The sequence below is a fragment of the Microbacterium sp. MMO-56 genome (genome assembly GCF_037146215.1).
Lineage (GTDB): Bacteria > Actinomycetota > Actinomycetes > Actinomycetales > Microbacteriaceae > Microbacterium.
The window spans coordinates 111,195-126,506 of record NZ_JBBCVW010000009.1 but is presented as its reverse complement, the minus strand read 5'-3'; the positions used below and the strand labels follow the sequence as shown (position 1 = coordinate 126,506).

General features: G+C 71.9%; 12 protein-coding genes. 3 read left to right on the top strand and 9 right to left on the bottom strand.

All coding sequences use genetic code 11. The features are described from left to right. On the top strand, window positions 1–968 hold a 968-nt coding region (locus tag WFI00_RS10260), incomplete at its 5' end, for a 5'-nucleotidase (protein WP_336631946.1). A 70-nt stretch (window positions 969–1,038) separates the two neighbouring features. Here WFI00_RS10260 and WFI00_RS10255 read toward each other — a convergent pair. The 8 genes from WFI00_RS10255 to WFI00_RS10220 all read right to left on the bottom strand — a co-directional run bounded on the left by WFI00_RS10255 (window position 1,039) and on the right by WFI00_RS10220 (window position 10,722). Further along, window positions 1,039–1,815 (bottom strand): enoyl-CoA hydratase, encoded by a 777-nt coding sequence (locus WFI00_RS10255; RefSeq protein WP_336631945.1) that lies wholly within the window; start codon window positions 1,813–1,815, stop codon window positions 1,039–1,041. Between the two features lie 4 nt (window positions 1,816–1,819). Then, complete coding sequence (locus WFI00_RS10250) at window positions 1,820–2,977, bottom strand: acyl-CoA dehydrogenase family protein (RefSeq protein ID WP_336631944.1); 1,158 nt, start codon at window positions 2,975–2,977, stop codon at window positions 1,820–1,822. Between the two features lie 131 nt (window positions 2,978–3,108). Further along, window positions 3,109–4,302, bottom strand: coding sequence for a thiolase family protein (locus tag WFI00_RS10245; protein ID WP_336631943.1), 1,194 nt, complete (start codon window positions 4,300–4,302; stop codon window positions 3,109–3,111). Between the two features lie 228 nt (window positions 4,303–4,530). Then, window positions 4,531–5,721 carry a bifunctional 2-methylcitrate synthase/citrate synthase gene (locus WFI00_RS10240; protein ID WP_336631942.1) on the bottom strand — a complete coding sequence of 397 codons (1,191 nt, stop codon included), beginning with the start codon at window positions 5,719–5,721 and terminating at the stop codon, window positions 4,531–4,533. Between the two features lie 2 nt (window positions 5,722–5,723). Beyond that, window positions 5,724–6,638, bottom strand: a complete 915-nt coding sequence (prpB, locus tag WFI00_RS10235; protein WP_336631941.1) for a methylisocitrate lyase — start codon at window positions 6,636–6,638, stop codon at window positions 5,724–5,726. A 162-nt stretch (window positions 6,639–6,800) separates the two neighbouring features. After that, on the bottom strand, window positions 6,801–8,327 hold the full coding sequence (locus WFI00_RS10230; RefSeq protein ID WP_336631940.1) for an MmgE/PrpD family protein: 1,527 nt from the start codon (window positions 8,325–8,327) through the stop codon (window positions 6,801–6,803). Beyond that, entirely contained in the window at window positions 8,324–8,953 is a 630-nt protein-coding gene (locus WFI00_RS10225; RefSeq protein ID WP_336631939.1) for a GntR family transcriptional regulator, read from the bottom strand. Before WFI00_RS10225 ends, WFI00_RS10230 begins: the two co-directional genes overlap by 4 nt. Window positions 8,954–9,078: 125 nt before the next feature. Beyond that, window positions 9,079–10,722, bottom strand: coding sequence for a PucR family transcriptional regulator ligand-binding domain-containing protein (locus WFI00_RS10220; RefSeq protein ID WP_336631938.1), 1,644 nt, complete (start codon window positions 10,720–10,722; stop codon window positions 9,079–9,081). 192 nt (window positions 10,723–10,914) lie between these two features. Between WFI00_RS10220 and WFI00_RS10215 the strand changes: the two genes are divergently transcribed. Both WFI00_RS10215 and WFI00_RS10210 read left to right on the top strand, forming a co-directional pair. After that, the gene (locus WFI00_RS10215) at window positions 10,915–12,402 is read left to right on the top strand and encodes a CoA-acylating methylmalonate-semialdehyde dehydrogenase (protein WP_336631950.1); all 1,488 of its coding nucleotides are present in this window, start codon (window positions 10,915–10,917) and stop codon (window positions 12,400–12,402) included. Window positions 12,403–12,427: 25 nt separating this feature from the next. Next, the gene (locus tag WFI00_RS10210) at window positions 12,428–13,813 is read left to right on the top strand and encodes an aspartate aminotransferase family protein (RefSeq protein ID WP_336631937.1); all 1,386 of its coding nucleotides are present in this window, start codon (window positions 12,428–12,430) and stop codon (window positions 13,811–13,813) included. 836 nt (window positions 13,814–14,649) lie between these two features. Here WFI00_RS10210 and WFI00_RS10205 read toward each other — a convergent pair. Then, the gene (locus WFI00_RS10205) at window positions 14,650–15,273 is read right to left on the bottom strand and encodes a TetR/AcrR family transcriptional regulator (RefSeq protein WP_336631936.1); all 624 of its coding nucleotides are present in this window, start codon (window positions 15,271–15,273) and stop codon (window positions 14,650–14,652) included. Window positions 15,274–15,312 lie beyond the last annotated feature (39 nt).

The following is a 15,312-nucleotide window of genomic DNA, read 5'->3' as shown; positions in this document are numbered from 1 at the left end:
GGCTGCGCGCCGACCTCTGGGACACGCAGGCCGAGTTCGGCCCGACGGCCGTGCCCGGCCTGAAGGACGGCGAGATCTCGTTCTCGCAGGCCAACGCCGTGCTGCCCTTCAGCAACACCCTCGCCCTCGTAACCCTCACCGGCGCGCAGTTCGAGACCCTGCTCGAGCAGCAGTGGCAGCGGGACGACACGGGCGCGGTCCCCTCGCGTCCGTACCTGCAGCTCGGGCTCTCCGAGAACGTCACCTACACCTACGACCCGACCCTTCCGGAGGGCTCACGCATCACCTCCGTGACGATCGACGGGGTTCCGCTGGACCCGGCGGCGCCCTACCGGATCGGCACGCTCTCGTTCCTGGCCGCGGGAGGCGACAACTTCCGCGCCTTCACCCAGGGCACCGACTACGTCGATACGGGGCTGCTCGACTACGAGGCATGGATCGACTACCTCGCCGACGCCTCTCCCGTGCAGGCGCGCTTCGCGAAGCACGCCGTGAGCGTGACGGGCGCGCCCGCGCAGGCCGCCGCCGGCACGAGCATCTCGTTCGAGGTGTCGGGGCTCGAGCTGACGAGTCAGGGCACGCCCCAGGCGACGACTCTGACGACGCAGTTGAACGGCGAGGAGATCGGCAGCACCCCGGTCGCGGACGGCGGTGCGACGGTGAGCCTCACCCTCCCCGCCGACGCGACGCCCGGCGCCACGGCGCTCCGGCTGGAGACCGACGTGGCCGGCACCGTGGTGACCGTGCCGCTGGAGATCACGGCGCGCACGGATGCTCCCGGCACCGGCACCGGCACCGGCTCCGGCACCCCGAGCGGATCGGGGGCGCCTTCGGGCTCGGCGAGCGGCGCGTCCACGATCGCCAGCACGGGCGGGACCTTCCCGGTCGGATTCGTGACGGTCGCCGTGCTCGCGGTCATCGCCGCGGGCGTCCTCATGACCCTGCGTCACCGCCGTCGGGAGAGCTGACTCGACGTCGACCAGAGGAAGGCCCCGGGGCGTCCCCCGGGGCCTTCCTCTGTCCGCGGAGCCCGCGCGGTCAGCGGTGGGTGAAGCGGGCGGCGCGCTTCTCGCGGAAGGCGGCCATGCCCTCCTTCTGGTCGTCGAGGGAGAACAGCGACGTGAAGACCTGTCGCTCGAAGCGCAGACCCTCGGCGGCGCTCGTCTCCTGCGAGGCGCGCAGCGCCTCCTTCGCGGCGTAGACGACCGGCAGCGACATCCCGGCGATCGTCTCGGCGACCTTCGCCGCCTCGTCGAGGAGATCGGATGCCGGCACGACGCGCGACACGAGTCCGGAGCGCTCGGCCTCGGCGGCATCCATCATCCGTCCGGTGAGAACGAGCTCGGCGGCCTTGTAGTAGCCGATCGCGCGCGGGAGGCGCTGCGTGCCGCCGAGACCCGGGATGACGCCCAGCGTGATCTCCGGCTGGCCGAACCGCGCCGAATCGGCCGCGAGGATGATGTCGCACGACATCGCGAGCTCGCAGCCCCCGCCCAGGGCGTACCCGGCGACGGCGGCGATGACGGGCGTGCGCACCCGCGAGAACGCATCGAGCCCCGCGAAGGGGTTCCGCAGCGACATCTCGACGGGGGACTTGTCCGCCATCTCCTTGATGTCGGCGCCCGCGGCAAACGCACGCTCCGACCCGGTGAGGACGATGCAGCCGATCCCCTCGTCCGCGTCGAAGGCGGCCGCGGCCTCCGCGAGCTCGTTCACCAGCGTGGAGTTGAGCGCGTTGAGTGCGTCGGGGCGGTCGAGGGTGATCCAGCCGACGCGCCCGCGCGTCTCCACCAGGATCGTCGAGTAGTCGGTCATGCTCTCATGCTCCCAGAACGTCGCGTCCGATGATCACCCGCATGATCTCGTTGGTCCCCTCGAGGATCTGGTGCACACGCAGGTCGCGCACGACCTTCTCGATCCCGTACTCCTGCAGATAGCCGTATCCGCCGTGCAGCTGCAGCGCACGGTTGGCGACGTCGAACCCGGCGTCCGTGGCGAACCTCTTGGCCATGGCGCAGCGGGATGCCACGTCCGCAGCACCCTCGTCGATCGCCCGGGCCGCTCCGTCGACGAGCGCGCGCGCCGCCGCGAGGTCGGTCGCCATGTCGGCGAGGGCGAACACGACGCTCTGGCGCTCGGCGAGCGCCTCGCCGAACGTGAAGCGCTCGTGCACGTAGCGGACGGCCCGATCCAGTGCCCACTGCGCCCCGCCCAGCGAGCAGGCCGCGATGGTGACGCGCCCGCCGTTGAGGCCGCTCATCGCGATGCGGAAGCCTCCGCCGATCTGGCCGAGCACCGCGGATGCCGGCACGCGCACCTCGTCGAGGATGACCTGACGCGTCGGCTGGGCCTTCCATCCCATCTTCCGCTCGTTCTCGCCGAAGCCGAGGCCCGAGGCATCCGCCGGCACCAGGAACGCCGTGATCCCCGCCGCCCCAGGCTCGCCGGTACGCGCCATGACGACGTAGACCGACGCCTCGCCGGCCCCCGAGATGAACTGCTTGACGCCCGTGAGCACGTACTCGTCGCCGTCCGCGATCGCGCTGGTCGTGATCGCCGCCGCGTCGGAGCCGGCGCCCGGCTCGGTAAGGCAGTACGCGCCGAGGTCGCGCATCGTCGTGAGGCCGGGCAGCCAGGCCCGGCGCTGGTCGTCGGTGCCGTAGACGTCGATCATCCAGGCGACCATGTTGTGGATCGAGATGTAGGCGGCGATCGTCGGATCGCCCATGGCGAGCGTCTCGAAGATCGCGACCGCATCCACGCGCCGCAGGCCCGTGCCCCCGACATCCTCCCGGACCGAGATGCCGCCGAGGCCGAGCTCGCCCGCCTCGACGAGCACGTCGCGCGGAAAGCGCATGTCGCGGTCCCACTCCAGCGCGTGGGGTTCGAGCCGGGTGCGTGCGAACTCCCGCACGGCGTCCAGGATCGAGTCGCGCTCATCCGCGGAGAGCTCGGCGGCGGGGGCAATGATGCTCATGGATTCACGTCCTCGTGAGACAGATCGACATCTTCGTCGGAGTGCCGGTGGGCACATTGCTCAGTGTAGGCGACGAATCACGGAGACGACAGGGACCGACCGCCGGCCGGGCCGGTTTCCGCGCGCCCGGGTCAGAGGCGTTCGATGATCGTGGCGTTGGCCATGCCGCCGCCCTCGCACATCGTCTGCATCCCGAAGCGGCCTCCGGTCGCCTCGAGGTTCGCGAGGAGCGTGCCGAGCAGGCGGGTGCCGCTCGACCCGAGCGCGTGTCCGAGGGCGATCGCGCCACCCCAGGGGTTGAGCTTCGCGGGATCGGCGCCGACCTCGGCCGCCCAGGCCAGCGGCACCGACGCGAAGGCCTCGTTCACCTCGTAGGCGTCGAGGTCGTCGATGTCGAGACCGCTCCGCTCGAGGATGCGCCGGGTCGCCGGGATCGGCCCCGTCAGCATCATCATCGGATCGTCGCCGACGACGGAGAACGCGTGGAAACGCGCGCGCGGGGTCAGCCCCAACTGGAGCGCCTTCTGCTCGCTCATGATGAGGACGGCGGACGCCCCATCCGTCAGCGGCGAGGAGTTCCCCGCCGTGATGCGCCAGTCGAGCTCGGGGAAGCGCGCGGCGAGCGCCTCGGTGCGGAAAGCGGGGGCGAGCCCCGCAAGTCCCGCGACCGTCGTCCCGGGGCGCACGGTCTCGTCGACGGCGACCTCGCCCGTGTCCGTCCTCACGGGCACGAGCTGCGAGGCGAACCGGCTCTGCGCCGCGGCCTCGGCGGCGCGCTCGTGCGACTCGGCCGCATAGGCGTCGAGGTCGTCACGGGAGAGCCCCCACCTCTCGGCGATCAGCTCGGCGGACACCCCTTGGTGGACGAGGCCGTCGGGGTACCGGTCACGCAGCCCGGGCGAGAAGGGCGAGCCCGCGACCGCCGCCGCCGCTCCCAGCGGGACGCGGCTCATCGACTCGACACCGCCCGCGATCACGATGTCGTACTGCCCCGCCATGACCCCCTGGGCGGCGAAGTGGGCCGCCTGCTGGCTCGATCCGCACTGCCGGTCGATCGTCGCCGCGGGAACGCGTTCGTCGAAGCCCGCCGCCAGGGTCGCCTGCCGGGCGATGTTCATGGTCTGCTCGCCGACCTGGCTGACGCAGCCGAGCAGGACGTCGTCGATCTGCGCGGAGGAGAGCCCGGTGCGCTCGATCGTGGCACGGAGGACGTGCGCGGCGAGATCGACGGGATGGATGCCGCTCAGCGCCCCGCCCGGCTTGCCCCGCCCCGAGGGCGTGCGGACGGCGTCGACGATGACGGCGGTGCGGGCGGCGATGCTCATGGCATCCATCCTCCGCCCCGTGCGCCGTCCGCGCACCCCTCGGGTGCCGGCCGCCCTCACGGCACGCGCCCTCGCCTCGCCCGCGCCTCGCCCGCGCCTCGCCGCGAACTCCGCAGCATCGCGCGAACTCCGCACGATTCCCCTCGGATGGTGCGGAGTTCGCGACGATCTGCGGAGTCCGTGCGGGCCTTCCGCCGCAACGCACGCGCGCGGCCGGCCGGCCGCGGGTCAGCCGTCGGCTTCGGCGGCCCGGAGCGCGATCGTCGAGGTCCCGACCTCGTCGACGAAGCCCTCGATGTGGCGCTCGTCGTGGCCCACGTACTCCGACAGCGGACGGATGAGCGCGTTGGAGGCCGCCTGCTCCATGATGTGCGCCGTCCATCCCACCACCCGCGCCGCGACGAACAGCGGCGTGAAGGTGAGAGTGTCGAACCCCATCAGGTTGTAGGCGGGACCGGAGGGGTAGTCGAGGTTCGGGTAGATGCCCTTGCGCTCGACAAACTCGCGCTCGAGGGTCGAGTAGAGCGCTTCGACGTCGGGCCGGTCGTAGTAGGCGATGAGGGTGTCCAGCGCCGCTTTCATCGTCGGCACGCGCGAGTCGCCGCGCTTGTACACGCGGTGCCCGAAGCCCATGATCTTGCGCTTCTCGGCGAGCGCGCGTTCCAGCCACGGCACGACGTCGTCGGCCGAGCCGATCTCGTCGAAGATGTGCAGGACCGCCTCGTTGGCGCCCCCGTGCAACGGCCCCTTCAGCGCGCCGATCGCGCCGACGACGGCCGAGTACAGGTCGCTCAGGGTCGACGTGATGACGCGCGCCGTGAACGTGGAGGCGTTGAACGAGTGCTCGGCGTACAGGATCATCGACCGGTTGAACGCGTCCACGACGACCGGGTCGAACTCCTCGCCGAAAGTCATCCAGAGGAAGTTGGCGGCGTAGTCGAGGTCGTCGCGCGGCGGGATGAGCTCTTCGCCGCGGCGCCGACGCTGCCCGTAGGCGACGATCGCCGGCAGCGCCGCGAAGAGGTGGACGCTCCGCGCCAGGTTCTCCTCGCGCGTGCCGACCGCGTCGAGCACCGATCCCGAACCGGCCAGGGCGTGCGCGCCGAGCACGCTCACCGCGGAGCGCACCTCGTCCATGGGGTGGGCCTCGAGCGGCGTGAGGTCGATGACCGTCCGCACGTCGTCGGCGAGCGCGCGGTGGCGCCGCTCCTCGGCTCTCAGCTCCGCGAGCTGGTCCGCCGTCGGGAGCTCCCCGTTCCACAGCAGGTACGCGACCGCCTCCGCGGGCTGGGTCGCGGCGAGCTCGTGCACGGGGTATCCGCGGTAGAGCAGGGAGTTCGTCTCGGGGTTGACTTTGCTGATCGCGGTGACGTCGGCGACGACGCCGGCGAGCCCCTTGTGGATGTCCTGGTCGCTCATGCTCACTCCTTCGTGCTGCTGTTCTCGATCGTGAAGGTGAAGACGTCGGCGTCGAAAGCGCTGTAGGCCTCGTAGTCGAGCAGGTCGTACAGATCGGCGCGGTGCTGCATCCGGTCGAGCTGCCCGGTGAGGTGGCCGACCTCGTTCAGCGTATCGAGGGCACGACCCGCCGCACCCATCGCCATCCTCAGGAGCGACACGGGCCAGATGACGATTTGCACCCCCACGTCGCGCAGCTGATCGACCGAGAACAGCTCGCTCTTGCCGAACTCCGTCATGTTGGCGAGGATCGGCACGTCGACGGCCTCGGCCACGGCGGCGAACTCGGCGAGGTCGCGCATCGCCTCGGGGAAGATCGCGTCCGCTCCGGCGTCGACCAGCGCCTTCGCGCGGTCGATCGCGGCATCGAGTCCGTCGACCGCGCGGATGTCGGTGCGCGCCATCACGAGGAAGTTCGGGTCGCGCCGGGCATCGACGGCGGCGCGGATGCGCTTGAGCGCGGTGTCCTCGTCGACGACCTGCTTGCCGTCGAGGTGGCCGCACCGCTTGGGGTTGACCTGGTCCTCGATGTGCGCGCCGGCGAGGCCCGCGTCCTCGAGCGTCTGGATCGTGCGGGCGACGTTCATCGGCTCGCCGAACCCGGTGTCCGCGTCGATGATCGCGGGCAGGTCGGTCATCCGAGCGATCTGCTGCCCGCGCCCGGCGACCTCGGTCAGGGTGGTCAGGCCGATGTCGGGCAGGCCAAGGTCGGCCGACAGCACGGCGCCCGAGATGTACACCCCCTCGAAGCCCTTCCGCTCGATGAGGCGGGCCGACAGCGGGTTGAACGCGCCCGGAAAGCGCAGCAGCTCGCCGGTCGCGAGGCGCTCGCGCAGCAGACGCCGCTTCTCGGCGGCGGGGGTCTGGCTATACAGCACGGTCGGTCTCCGTCCCTTCGTGTTCACAACTCTCCGTCCCTTCGTGTTCACAACTCCGGATGGATTGCGCGGCGCAGCCGCGCTCTGCCCCTGCGGCGGGGGGCACGGTCGGAAATTCCGGAGTTGTGAACCGACGCGCCGCCGCACCTCGCCGCGGACGCATCAGAACAGGCCCTTCGGGGTCTCGATCGAGGCGAGAACGCCGGGCCGGGCGACGATGTTCAGCTCGCGGACCTCGGCGGGGGTCAGCTCGGGCAGCCGCTGGGCGAGGTCGAGGAAGCGCTCGATCTCGGCGGGCTCCAGTACGGGCTCGGCCAGCAGCCGGAACTTGGCGACGTAGTCGGCCCGGGCGAACGGGCGCGCCCCGAGCGGGTGCGCGTCGGCGACGGCGATCTCGTCGACGATCGTCGACCCGTCGGCCAGGCGGATCTCGACGCGTCCCCCGAAGGCCTTCTCGTCGGGGTCCTCGGAGTGGTAGCGGCGCGTCCACTCGGCGTCCTCGGCGGTCGTGATCTTGTGCCAGAGCGCCACGGTGTCGGGGCGGGCGGCGCGCTCGGGCAGGTACGAGTCGACGTGGTGCCACCCGCCGTCCTGCAGGGCGACGGCGAAGATGTACGGGATCGAGTGGTCGAGCGTCTCGCGGGATGCCGTCGGGTCGTACTTCTGCGGATCGTTCGCGCCGGAGCCGATCACATAATGCGTGTGGTGGCTCGTGTGCAGCACGATCGCCTCGACCGCGGCCGGGTCAGCGAGCTCGGGGTGCTCGCCGTGGAGCTTCCGGGCGAGGTCGATCCAGGCCTGCGCCTGGTACTCGGCGGAGTGCTCCTTCGTGTACGAGTCGAGGATCGCCCGCTTGGGCTCGCCGGGCGCGGGCAGCGGCACCTCGTACGAGGCGTCCTTCCCGTCGAGCATCCAGGCGATCACGCCGTCCTCGCCCTCGTAGATCGGCGAGGGCGAGGTCTGCCCGCGCATCGCGCGGTCGACGGCCTCGACCGCCATCTTGCCCGCGAAGGCGGGGGCGTGCGCCTTCCACGTCGAGATCTCGCCCTTGCGGGACTGGCGGGTCGCGGTCGTCGTGTGCAGGGCCTGGGCGACCGCCTGCGCGATCGTGTCCGGGTCGAGGCCGAGCAGCGTGCCGATGCCGGCCGCGGCGGAGGGGCCGAGGTGGGCGACGTGATCGATCTTGTGCCGGTGCAGGCTGATCGCGCGGACGAGGTCCATCTGGATCTCGTACCCCGTCGCGATGCCCCGCACGAGCGCGGCGCCGTCGGCGCCGACGTGCTGGGCCACGGCGAGGATGGGCGGGATGTTGTCGCCGGGGTGCGAGTACTCGGCCGCGAGGAAGGTGTCGTGGTAGTCGAGCTCGCGCACGGCGACGCCGTTGGCCCACGCCGCCCACTCGGGGCTCGTCAGCGTGTCGTCGGGTTCCCCGAAGACGGTCGATCCGTGCCCGCCGCGCGAGACCGGGTGGTCGAGGGCCTGCGAGCGGGCGGCGACGACGGGTCCGCGGGTGAGGGAGGCGGCCGCGACCGACGCGTTGTCGATGACGCGGTTCACGATCATGTCGACGACGTCGGGCTGCACGGCGACAGGGTCGGCGGCGACCTCGGCGATCTTGTGGGCGAGCTGGCCTTCGCGTGCCAGGTTCTCCTCGGAGCGGTGGACGCGGACGTGGTGGAGCACGGTCATGGGGTTCCTTCCAGAGAGTCGAGGATCGACGTCAGCGCGTTGTGCAGGTGCACGTGCGTGGCGTGGGCGGCCAGCTCGCCGTCCCCGGCGGCGAGTGCGGAGGCGATGAGGCGGTGCTCGGCGACGGATGCCGCGAGTCGGGCGGGATTGTCGCGCGCGAGCCGGCGCACCCGGACGAGGTGGGTGCGCACCGTGCGCAGCGCCGAGGTGAGGTAGTCGTTGGACACGGAGGCGTCCAGCGCTGCGTCGAACCGCCCGATCAGGGCGTAGTAGGCGTCGGGATCGGCGGCCGCGTCCGTCGTGGCGAACTCCGCGGCGAGGGCCGTGAACACCGCGGCATCGCCCTGACGGGCGGCGAGACGCGCAGCGGTCTCCTCCAGGGCGCGTCGCACGTCGAACAGCGCGCGGATGTCCGCCGCGTCGATGTCGCTGACGACCGTGACACGCGGAGAGGCCTGCACGACGAGCCCATCCGACACGAGACGCCCGAGCGCTTCGCGCAGAGGGGTGCGACTGACGCCGAGCCGAGTCGATTGCTCGACCTCGCCGAGGACGGCGCCGGGGGCGAGCGTGCCCGACTGGATCTCCTCCAGCAGGACGCCGTACGCACGGTCACTGGCGCGCATCGCTCTCCTCCCTCATCGGCGGTCGCGACTCAGTGTATACACAAATGCGGAGATATGGCCATCGATCAAGGTAGAAGCGCCCTTTCGTATACAAAAGGTCTCGCCGCGCGTAGCCGCCGACAGACTCACCCGCCGGCGTGCATCCGATGCGCCAGGAGCGCCAGGTGCACCGCCGCCGCCTGCTCGCCATCGTCGAAGTCGACGTCGAGCAGATCCTCGAGCAGGGCGATCCGCTGGTAGAACACCGACCTCGACAGGTGCGCCGCCTCCGCGGCCGCCGTACGGTTCGACGGGTGGGCGAGCAGCGCCGACAGCACATCCAGGAGGTCGCCCGCCCGCGCGCGGGGGTCGGCGAGGATCGGCGCGAGCATCCGCTCCGCGTGCGTGACGAGGCGGTGGTCGTCGCGCATCGCCGCGACCACGCGACTGAGCGGACGCTCGGTCACGCGACGCAGGCCGGTGTCGCGCTCACGGCGGGCGAAGCGCCGCACCCCCTCCTCGGTCGTGGCCAGATCGAGCGTCTCCCGGAGGGAGGCGAGTAGCTGGCCGAGGGCGGCCTCGTCATCGGGCGCCGCGGGAAGACGCACCCCCGGGCCGACCACGACGCGGGCGGCACCGAGACCGTCGCGGAGGGCCGTCGCGAAGGCATCCGCGTGCGCGTCGGGAGTCGTCGCCCGCATCGGCAGGGCGAGCAGGACCGGCGTGCGCACGGACCCGGGCGGATCGACCACGGCGGTGCCGCTCACCGCCCGCGCACCGACGGCGGCGGCCGCCACGTCCACCGCCGCGCTCACGGCGCCCGCCGCGCCCGCGGCGCCCACCACGACCACCGGGAAGGAGACCGTCCCCGCCAGCGGCACACCCGCCGCATCCAGGCGCGCCGCACCGGCGGCGAGACTCGTGAACCGCCCGTCGACGAGCGCGTCGACGACCCGGCGCCGCCCGAGCCTCGACCAGTCCTCGCCGCCCGGATCGGCCAGCCGCCCGAGGGCGAGGGCCGTCGCCGCCTGTTCGAGCACGGCTTCGCGCCCGGCGGGGTGCGCCGCGCCGGGGAGCGCGACGAGCGTCCCCCACCGGATGCCGCGCGCCTCGACCGCGACGATGGTGCGGCCGTCGCGACCGGGCGCCTCCTGGGCGGCGCGTGCGCGGCGCGCCCATCCGCGCAGTGTCTGGACTTCGACGGCACCGCCGACGTGTGCGACGACGACCTCGTGGGCGACGGTCTCCAGGACGACGGGCGCCCCCAGGGTCAGACCGACCTGCTCGACGATGAACTCTGTCGGGGCCCCGCGCAGCGCGAGCCCCGTGAACAGGGTGCGCACGGCATCGCGTGCCTGCAGCGCGATCGTCTGATCGGCGATGATGCGGCGGTGGACGGCCTCGGTCAGGGCGACGAACTTCACCTCCCGCTGCAACACGATCAGGGCGATCCCCGCCGATCGCGCCGCATCGACCAGGCCCGCCGGCACCGTGCGATGGTGCGTTCCGAGCTCGAGCACGATACCCGCCGCTCCCACCGCGGCGAGCTCGGTGACGAACGCGGCGAGCCGCGCAGGCTCGTCCGGCCACCGGGAGCCCGTCGACAGCAGCAGCTCACCGCCCTCGAGCAGGCGGGCGACGTCGGCACTGTCGGAGACGTGCACCCAGCGGACGGGGACGTCGAGCGCATGGTCCCCCACGACCACGACGGGCGCGCCGGGAGCGAACGCGTCGAGGGCCAGGACCTCCGCCACGGTCGGCAGCACATCGCCCGGGCGCGCGGCGGCCACGGCCGGACGTTCTGTCCGGGGCGATGCGACTTCGTGACGATCAGACACCTGCGGTCCCCTTGTCTCGTGAGTAACGATAAGGATGTCATGATGATGGCGGATACCGACCGGATCCGATCAATCTGTCCGGAGCGCGTCGCCGTCCGGCTCGCCGCGCACGATCCCACCCCCACCCCTCTCGAGGAGTTCACGATGACGCTCATCCGACACCACGTCGACGGACAGGAGACCGGTTCCGACGAGCGCACGGGCCCCGTGTTCGACCCCGCGACCGGGCGGGAGCGTGCGCGCGTGGCGTTCGCCTCGACGGCCGAGACCGAGGCCGCCATCGCCGCAGCCGCGGCGGCCCTCCCCGCCTGGCGCGCCACGAGCCTCATCAAGCGGGCGGACGTCTTCTTCCGGCTGCGGCACCTGCTGGTCGAGCGCACGGACGAGCTGGCGGCCATCATCACGGCCGAGCACGGCAAGGTGCTCTCCGACGCCAAGGGCGAGATCAGCCGGGGCATCGAGAACGTCGAGTTCGCCGCGGGCCTCGTGCACCTGCTCAAGGGCGAGCACTCCGAGCAGGTCTCCCGCGGCGTCGACGTCCACTCGGTCAAGCAGCCGGTCGGCGTCGTCGGCGCGATCACCCCGTTCAACTTCCCCGTGATGGTGCCCCTCTGGATGACGGCGTCGGCGATCGCCTGCGGCAACACCGTCGTGCTGAAGCCGAGCGAGAAGGATCCGTCCGCCGCCCTGTTCCTCGCGCGACTGTACGAGGAGGCGGGGCTCCCGGCGGGTGTGCTCAACGTCGTGCACGGCGACAAGGTCGCCGTCGACGCCCTTCTGGACTCGCCGACCGTGCGCGCCGTGAGCTTCGTGGGCTCGACGCCGATCGCCCGGTCGATCTACGAGCGCGCCGCCGCGGGCGGCAAGCGCGTGCAGGCGCTGGGCGGCGCGAAGAACCACATGGTCGTCATGCCCGACGCCGACCTCGACGCGGCGGCGGATGCCGCGGTGTCCGCCGCCTACGGCTCCGCCGGTGAGCGCTGCATGGCGGTGTCGGTGCTCGTCGCCGTCGGCGACGACGTGGCAGACACGCTCGTCGAGAAGGTGGCGACGCGTATCGCCGGCCTGAAGATCGGGGCGGGCACCGACCCGGCCAGCGAGATGGGCCCCCTCATCACGCGCGAGCACCGCGACAAGGTCGCCTCCTACGTGGCGGGCGCCGCCGCCGAGGGTGCGCGCGTCGTCGTCGACGGCACCGCCCAGACCTTCGAGGGTGACGGCTTCTTCATCGGCGTCTCGCTCCTCGACCGCGTCGCACCCGGGATGAAGGCCTACGACGAGGAGATCTTCGGTCCTGTACTGGGCGTGGCCCGCGTCGCGAGCTACGACGAGGCCGTCGCCCTCATCAACGCGAGCCCGTTCGCGAACGGGACGGCGGTGTTCACGCGCGACGGAGGCACCGCCCGGCAGTTCGAGTTCGACATCGAGGTCGGCATGGTGGGCGTGAACGTTCCGATCCCCGTGCCGGTGGGCGCGTTCTCGTTCGGCGGGTGGCGCAACTCGCTGTTCGGCGACTCGCACATCTACGGCCCGGAGTCGATCCACTTCTACACTCGCAGCAAGGTCGTCACCACCCGGTGGCCCGACCCGAGCGAGAGCCAGATCAGCCTCGGCTTCCCGAGCAACCACTGACGCCGCGAGCACAGGGAGAGAACCGATGACCACCGTTCCCGACACCGGCGCCGCCCCGCTCGCCGACGCCGCCGCCGAGGCGGCGGTCCGCGCCGACGACCGCGGACACGTCTTCCATTCCTGGAGCGCGCAGGCGCTCATCGACCCGATGCCGGTCGCCGGCGGGCAGGGCGCGACGTTCTGGGACTACGCCGGCAACGCGTACCTGGACTTCTCGTCGCAGCTGGTGAACCTGAACCTCGGGCACCAGCATCTCGACCTCGTCTCCGCCATCCAGGACCAGGCGGGACGACTCGCGACGATCCAGCCCTCCATGGCGAACGACACGCGGGGCGAGCTCGCGCGGCGGATCTCCGAGATCTCGCCCGACGGCTTCTCCAAGGTCTTCTTCACCAACGGAGGCGCGGATGCCAACGAGAACGCCGTGCGCATGGCGCGGCTGGTCACCGGCAAGCGCAAGGTGCTCGCGATGTACCGCAGCTACCACGGCAACACCTCCACGGCGATCACGCTGACCGGCGACCCCCGCCGCTGGGCGAACGAGCCGGCCGACGCATCCGTCGTGCACTTCTTCGGCCCCTACGCCTACCGCTCGCCGTTCCACTCGTCCTCGCCCGAGGAGGAGGCTCAGCGCGCCCTGGCCCATCTGGAGCAGACGATCATCCTCGAAGGCGCGTCGACGATCGGTGCGATCATCATCGAGTCGGTCGTGGGCACCAACGGCGTCCTGATCCCGCCGCCCGGATACCTGCCGGGCGTCCGTGAGCTCTGCGATCGTTACGGCATCCTCTACATCGCGGACGAGGTCATGGTCGGCTTCGGACGACTGGGCACCTGGTGGGGCTTCGAGAACTTCGACGTGACCCCCGACCTCATCACCTTCGCGAAGGGCGTCAACTCGGGGTACGTGCCGCTGGGCGGCGTCGTCATCTCCGACGCGATCGCCGCGCACTTCGACACCGTCGCCTTCCCCGGCGGGCTCACCTACTCGGGGCATCCGCTCGCCTGCGCCCCCGGCATCGCGACCTTCGAGGTGTTCCGGCGCGACGGCATCCTCGAGCGTGTGCGCGACCTCGGCGAGCGCGTCGTGCGCCCATGCCTGGAGCAGTTCGCCGAGCGTCATCCGTCGGTGGGCGAGGTGCGCGGCCTGGGGCTGTTCTGGGCGATCGAGCTCGTGCGCGATCGCGAGACCCGTGAGCCCCTCGTGCCGTTCAACGCCTCGGGGGCGGATGCCGCGCCCATGGGAGCCTTCGCCGCGGCGTGCAAGACGGCCGGGCTCTGGCCGTTCACCCACTTCAACCGGGTGCACGTCGCGCCTCCGCTGATCATCTCGGAGGACGACCTCGTCCGCGGACTCGACATCATCGACCGCGCCCTGGACGTCACCGACGCCGAGGTCGCCACGCCCTGACCCCGTGCGGGGCGGGGGTCTGTCCTCGGGGTCGGGCCTTGGGTGGTGGTGTTGGGTGGTGGCGTTGGGGCCTCGGGGTCGAGGCCTCGGGCTCGGGCCGGGGTCGGGGCCGCGGGCGGCCGCTTCAGCAGGTTCGGGGTCGCGATTGGTCGCCATCCCGACCCGCGGGCGGCCGTCCGACAGGTTCGGGGTCGCCAGTTGCCGCCATCCCGACCCGCGGGCGACCGTCCGACAGGTTCGGGGTCGCCAGTTGCCGCCATCCCGACCCGCGGGCGACGAGACGAGACCCCGAACTCGGCTCCAGGCGGCCAGAGGAGACCCCGAACCTGCCCCGGTCCGGATCCGCCCCCCCTTCGTGCGGGCCACCCACGGGCACCCGTCGATCACGAGCCCTCAGCAGGTTCGGGGTCGCCAGTTGTCGCCATCCCGGCCCGTACGCGCCCATCCAGCAGGTTCGGCGTCGCCACTGGTCGCCACCCCGACCCCCAGGCGACCACACCAGACCCCGAACTCGGCTCCAGGCGGCCAGAAGAGACCCCGAACCTAGCCCGGGTCGGGTCCGACCCCTTCGTGCGGGCCACCCACGAGCATCCGTCGATCACGAGCCCTCATCAAGTTCGGGGTCGCCACTGGTCGCCATCCCGACCCAGAGGCGACCACACGAGACCCCAAACCCGCCTGCGGGCGACCACACGAGACCCCGAACCCGCCCGCGGCGACCACACGAGACCCCGAACCCGCCCGCGGCGACCACACGAGACCCCAAACCCGCCCGCACAACCCACCCGCCACAGATCAAACCCGCCCACAGAACCCACCCCCGCGCCGGGCCGCCCTCACCCGCCCCCGAGGCGCGCGACCGGGACGCCCAGCAGTCCCGCGACGGCACGCAGCACGGGCGTCACCGCGTCGATCCCCGGACCCCATCCGACGAGCGCGTGGGCGCCGAGGCCGTCGATCATCGCGAGCACGTGCCAGGCGATCGGCTCGGCCTCCCCCTCGGGGATCGACCCCTGAGCCATCCCACGCGAGATCTCGTCGGCGATGACCCGTCGCCACGCGTCCATCGCCTCGCGCACGCGCGCGGCGAGCGCGGCGTTCCGACTGCCGAGGGCCCACGCCTGCACCCAGACGAGCGTGACCTCGGCGCGCGCCGGGTCCAGCGACGTGCGCACGAGCGCGCCCAGACGCTCCGGAGCCGGCGCATCCGGCAGGAGGGCGCGGACCTCCGCCAGCTCCGTCCCGACGATCTCCGCGAACGTGTCGGCGACGAGGTCGTCCATGCCCGGGATGTAGTGGGCGACCAGACCGGATGCCACGCCGATGCGCGCGGCCACGGCGCGCAGCGTCACGGCGTCGAGCCCTTCGGCGAGCGCGAGGTCGCGCGCGGCCTCACCGATCTCGATGCGGCGCTCCTCCGCGCTGCGCCGCACCCGGCCGGTGGTTGACGACGACGGCATCCGCTCGCTACCCTCCGATGAGTTGATCACGTGATCAAC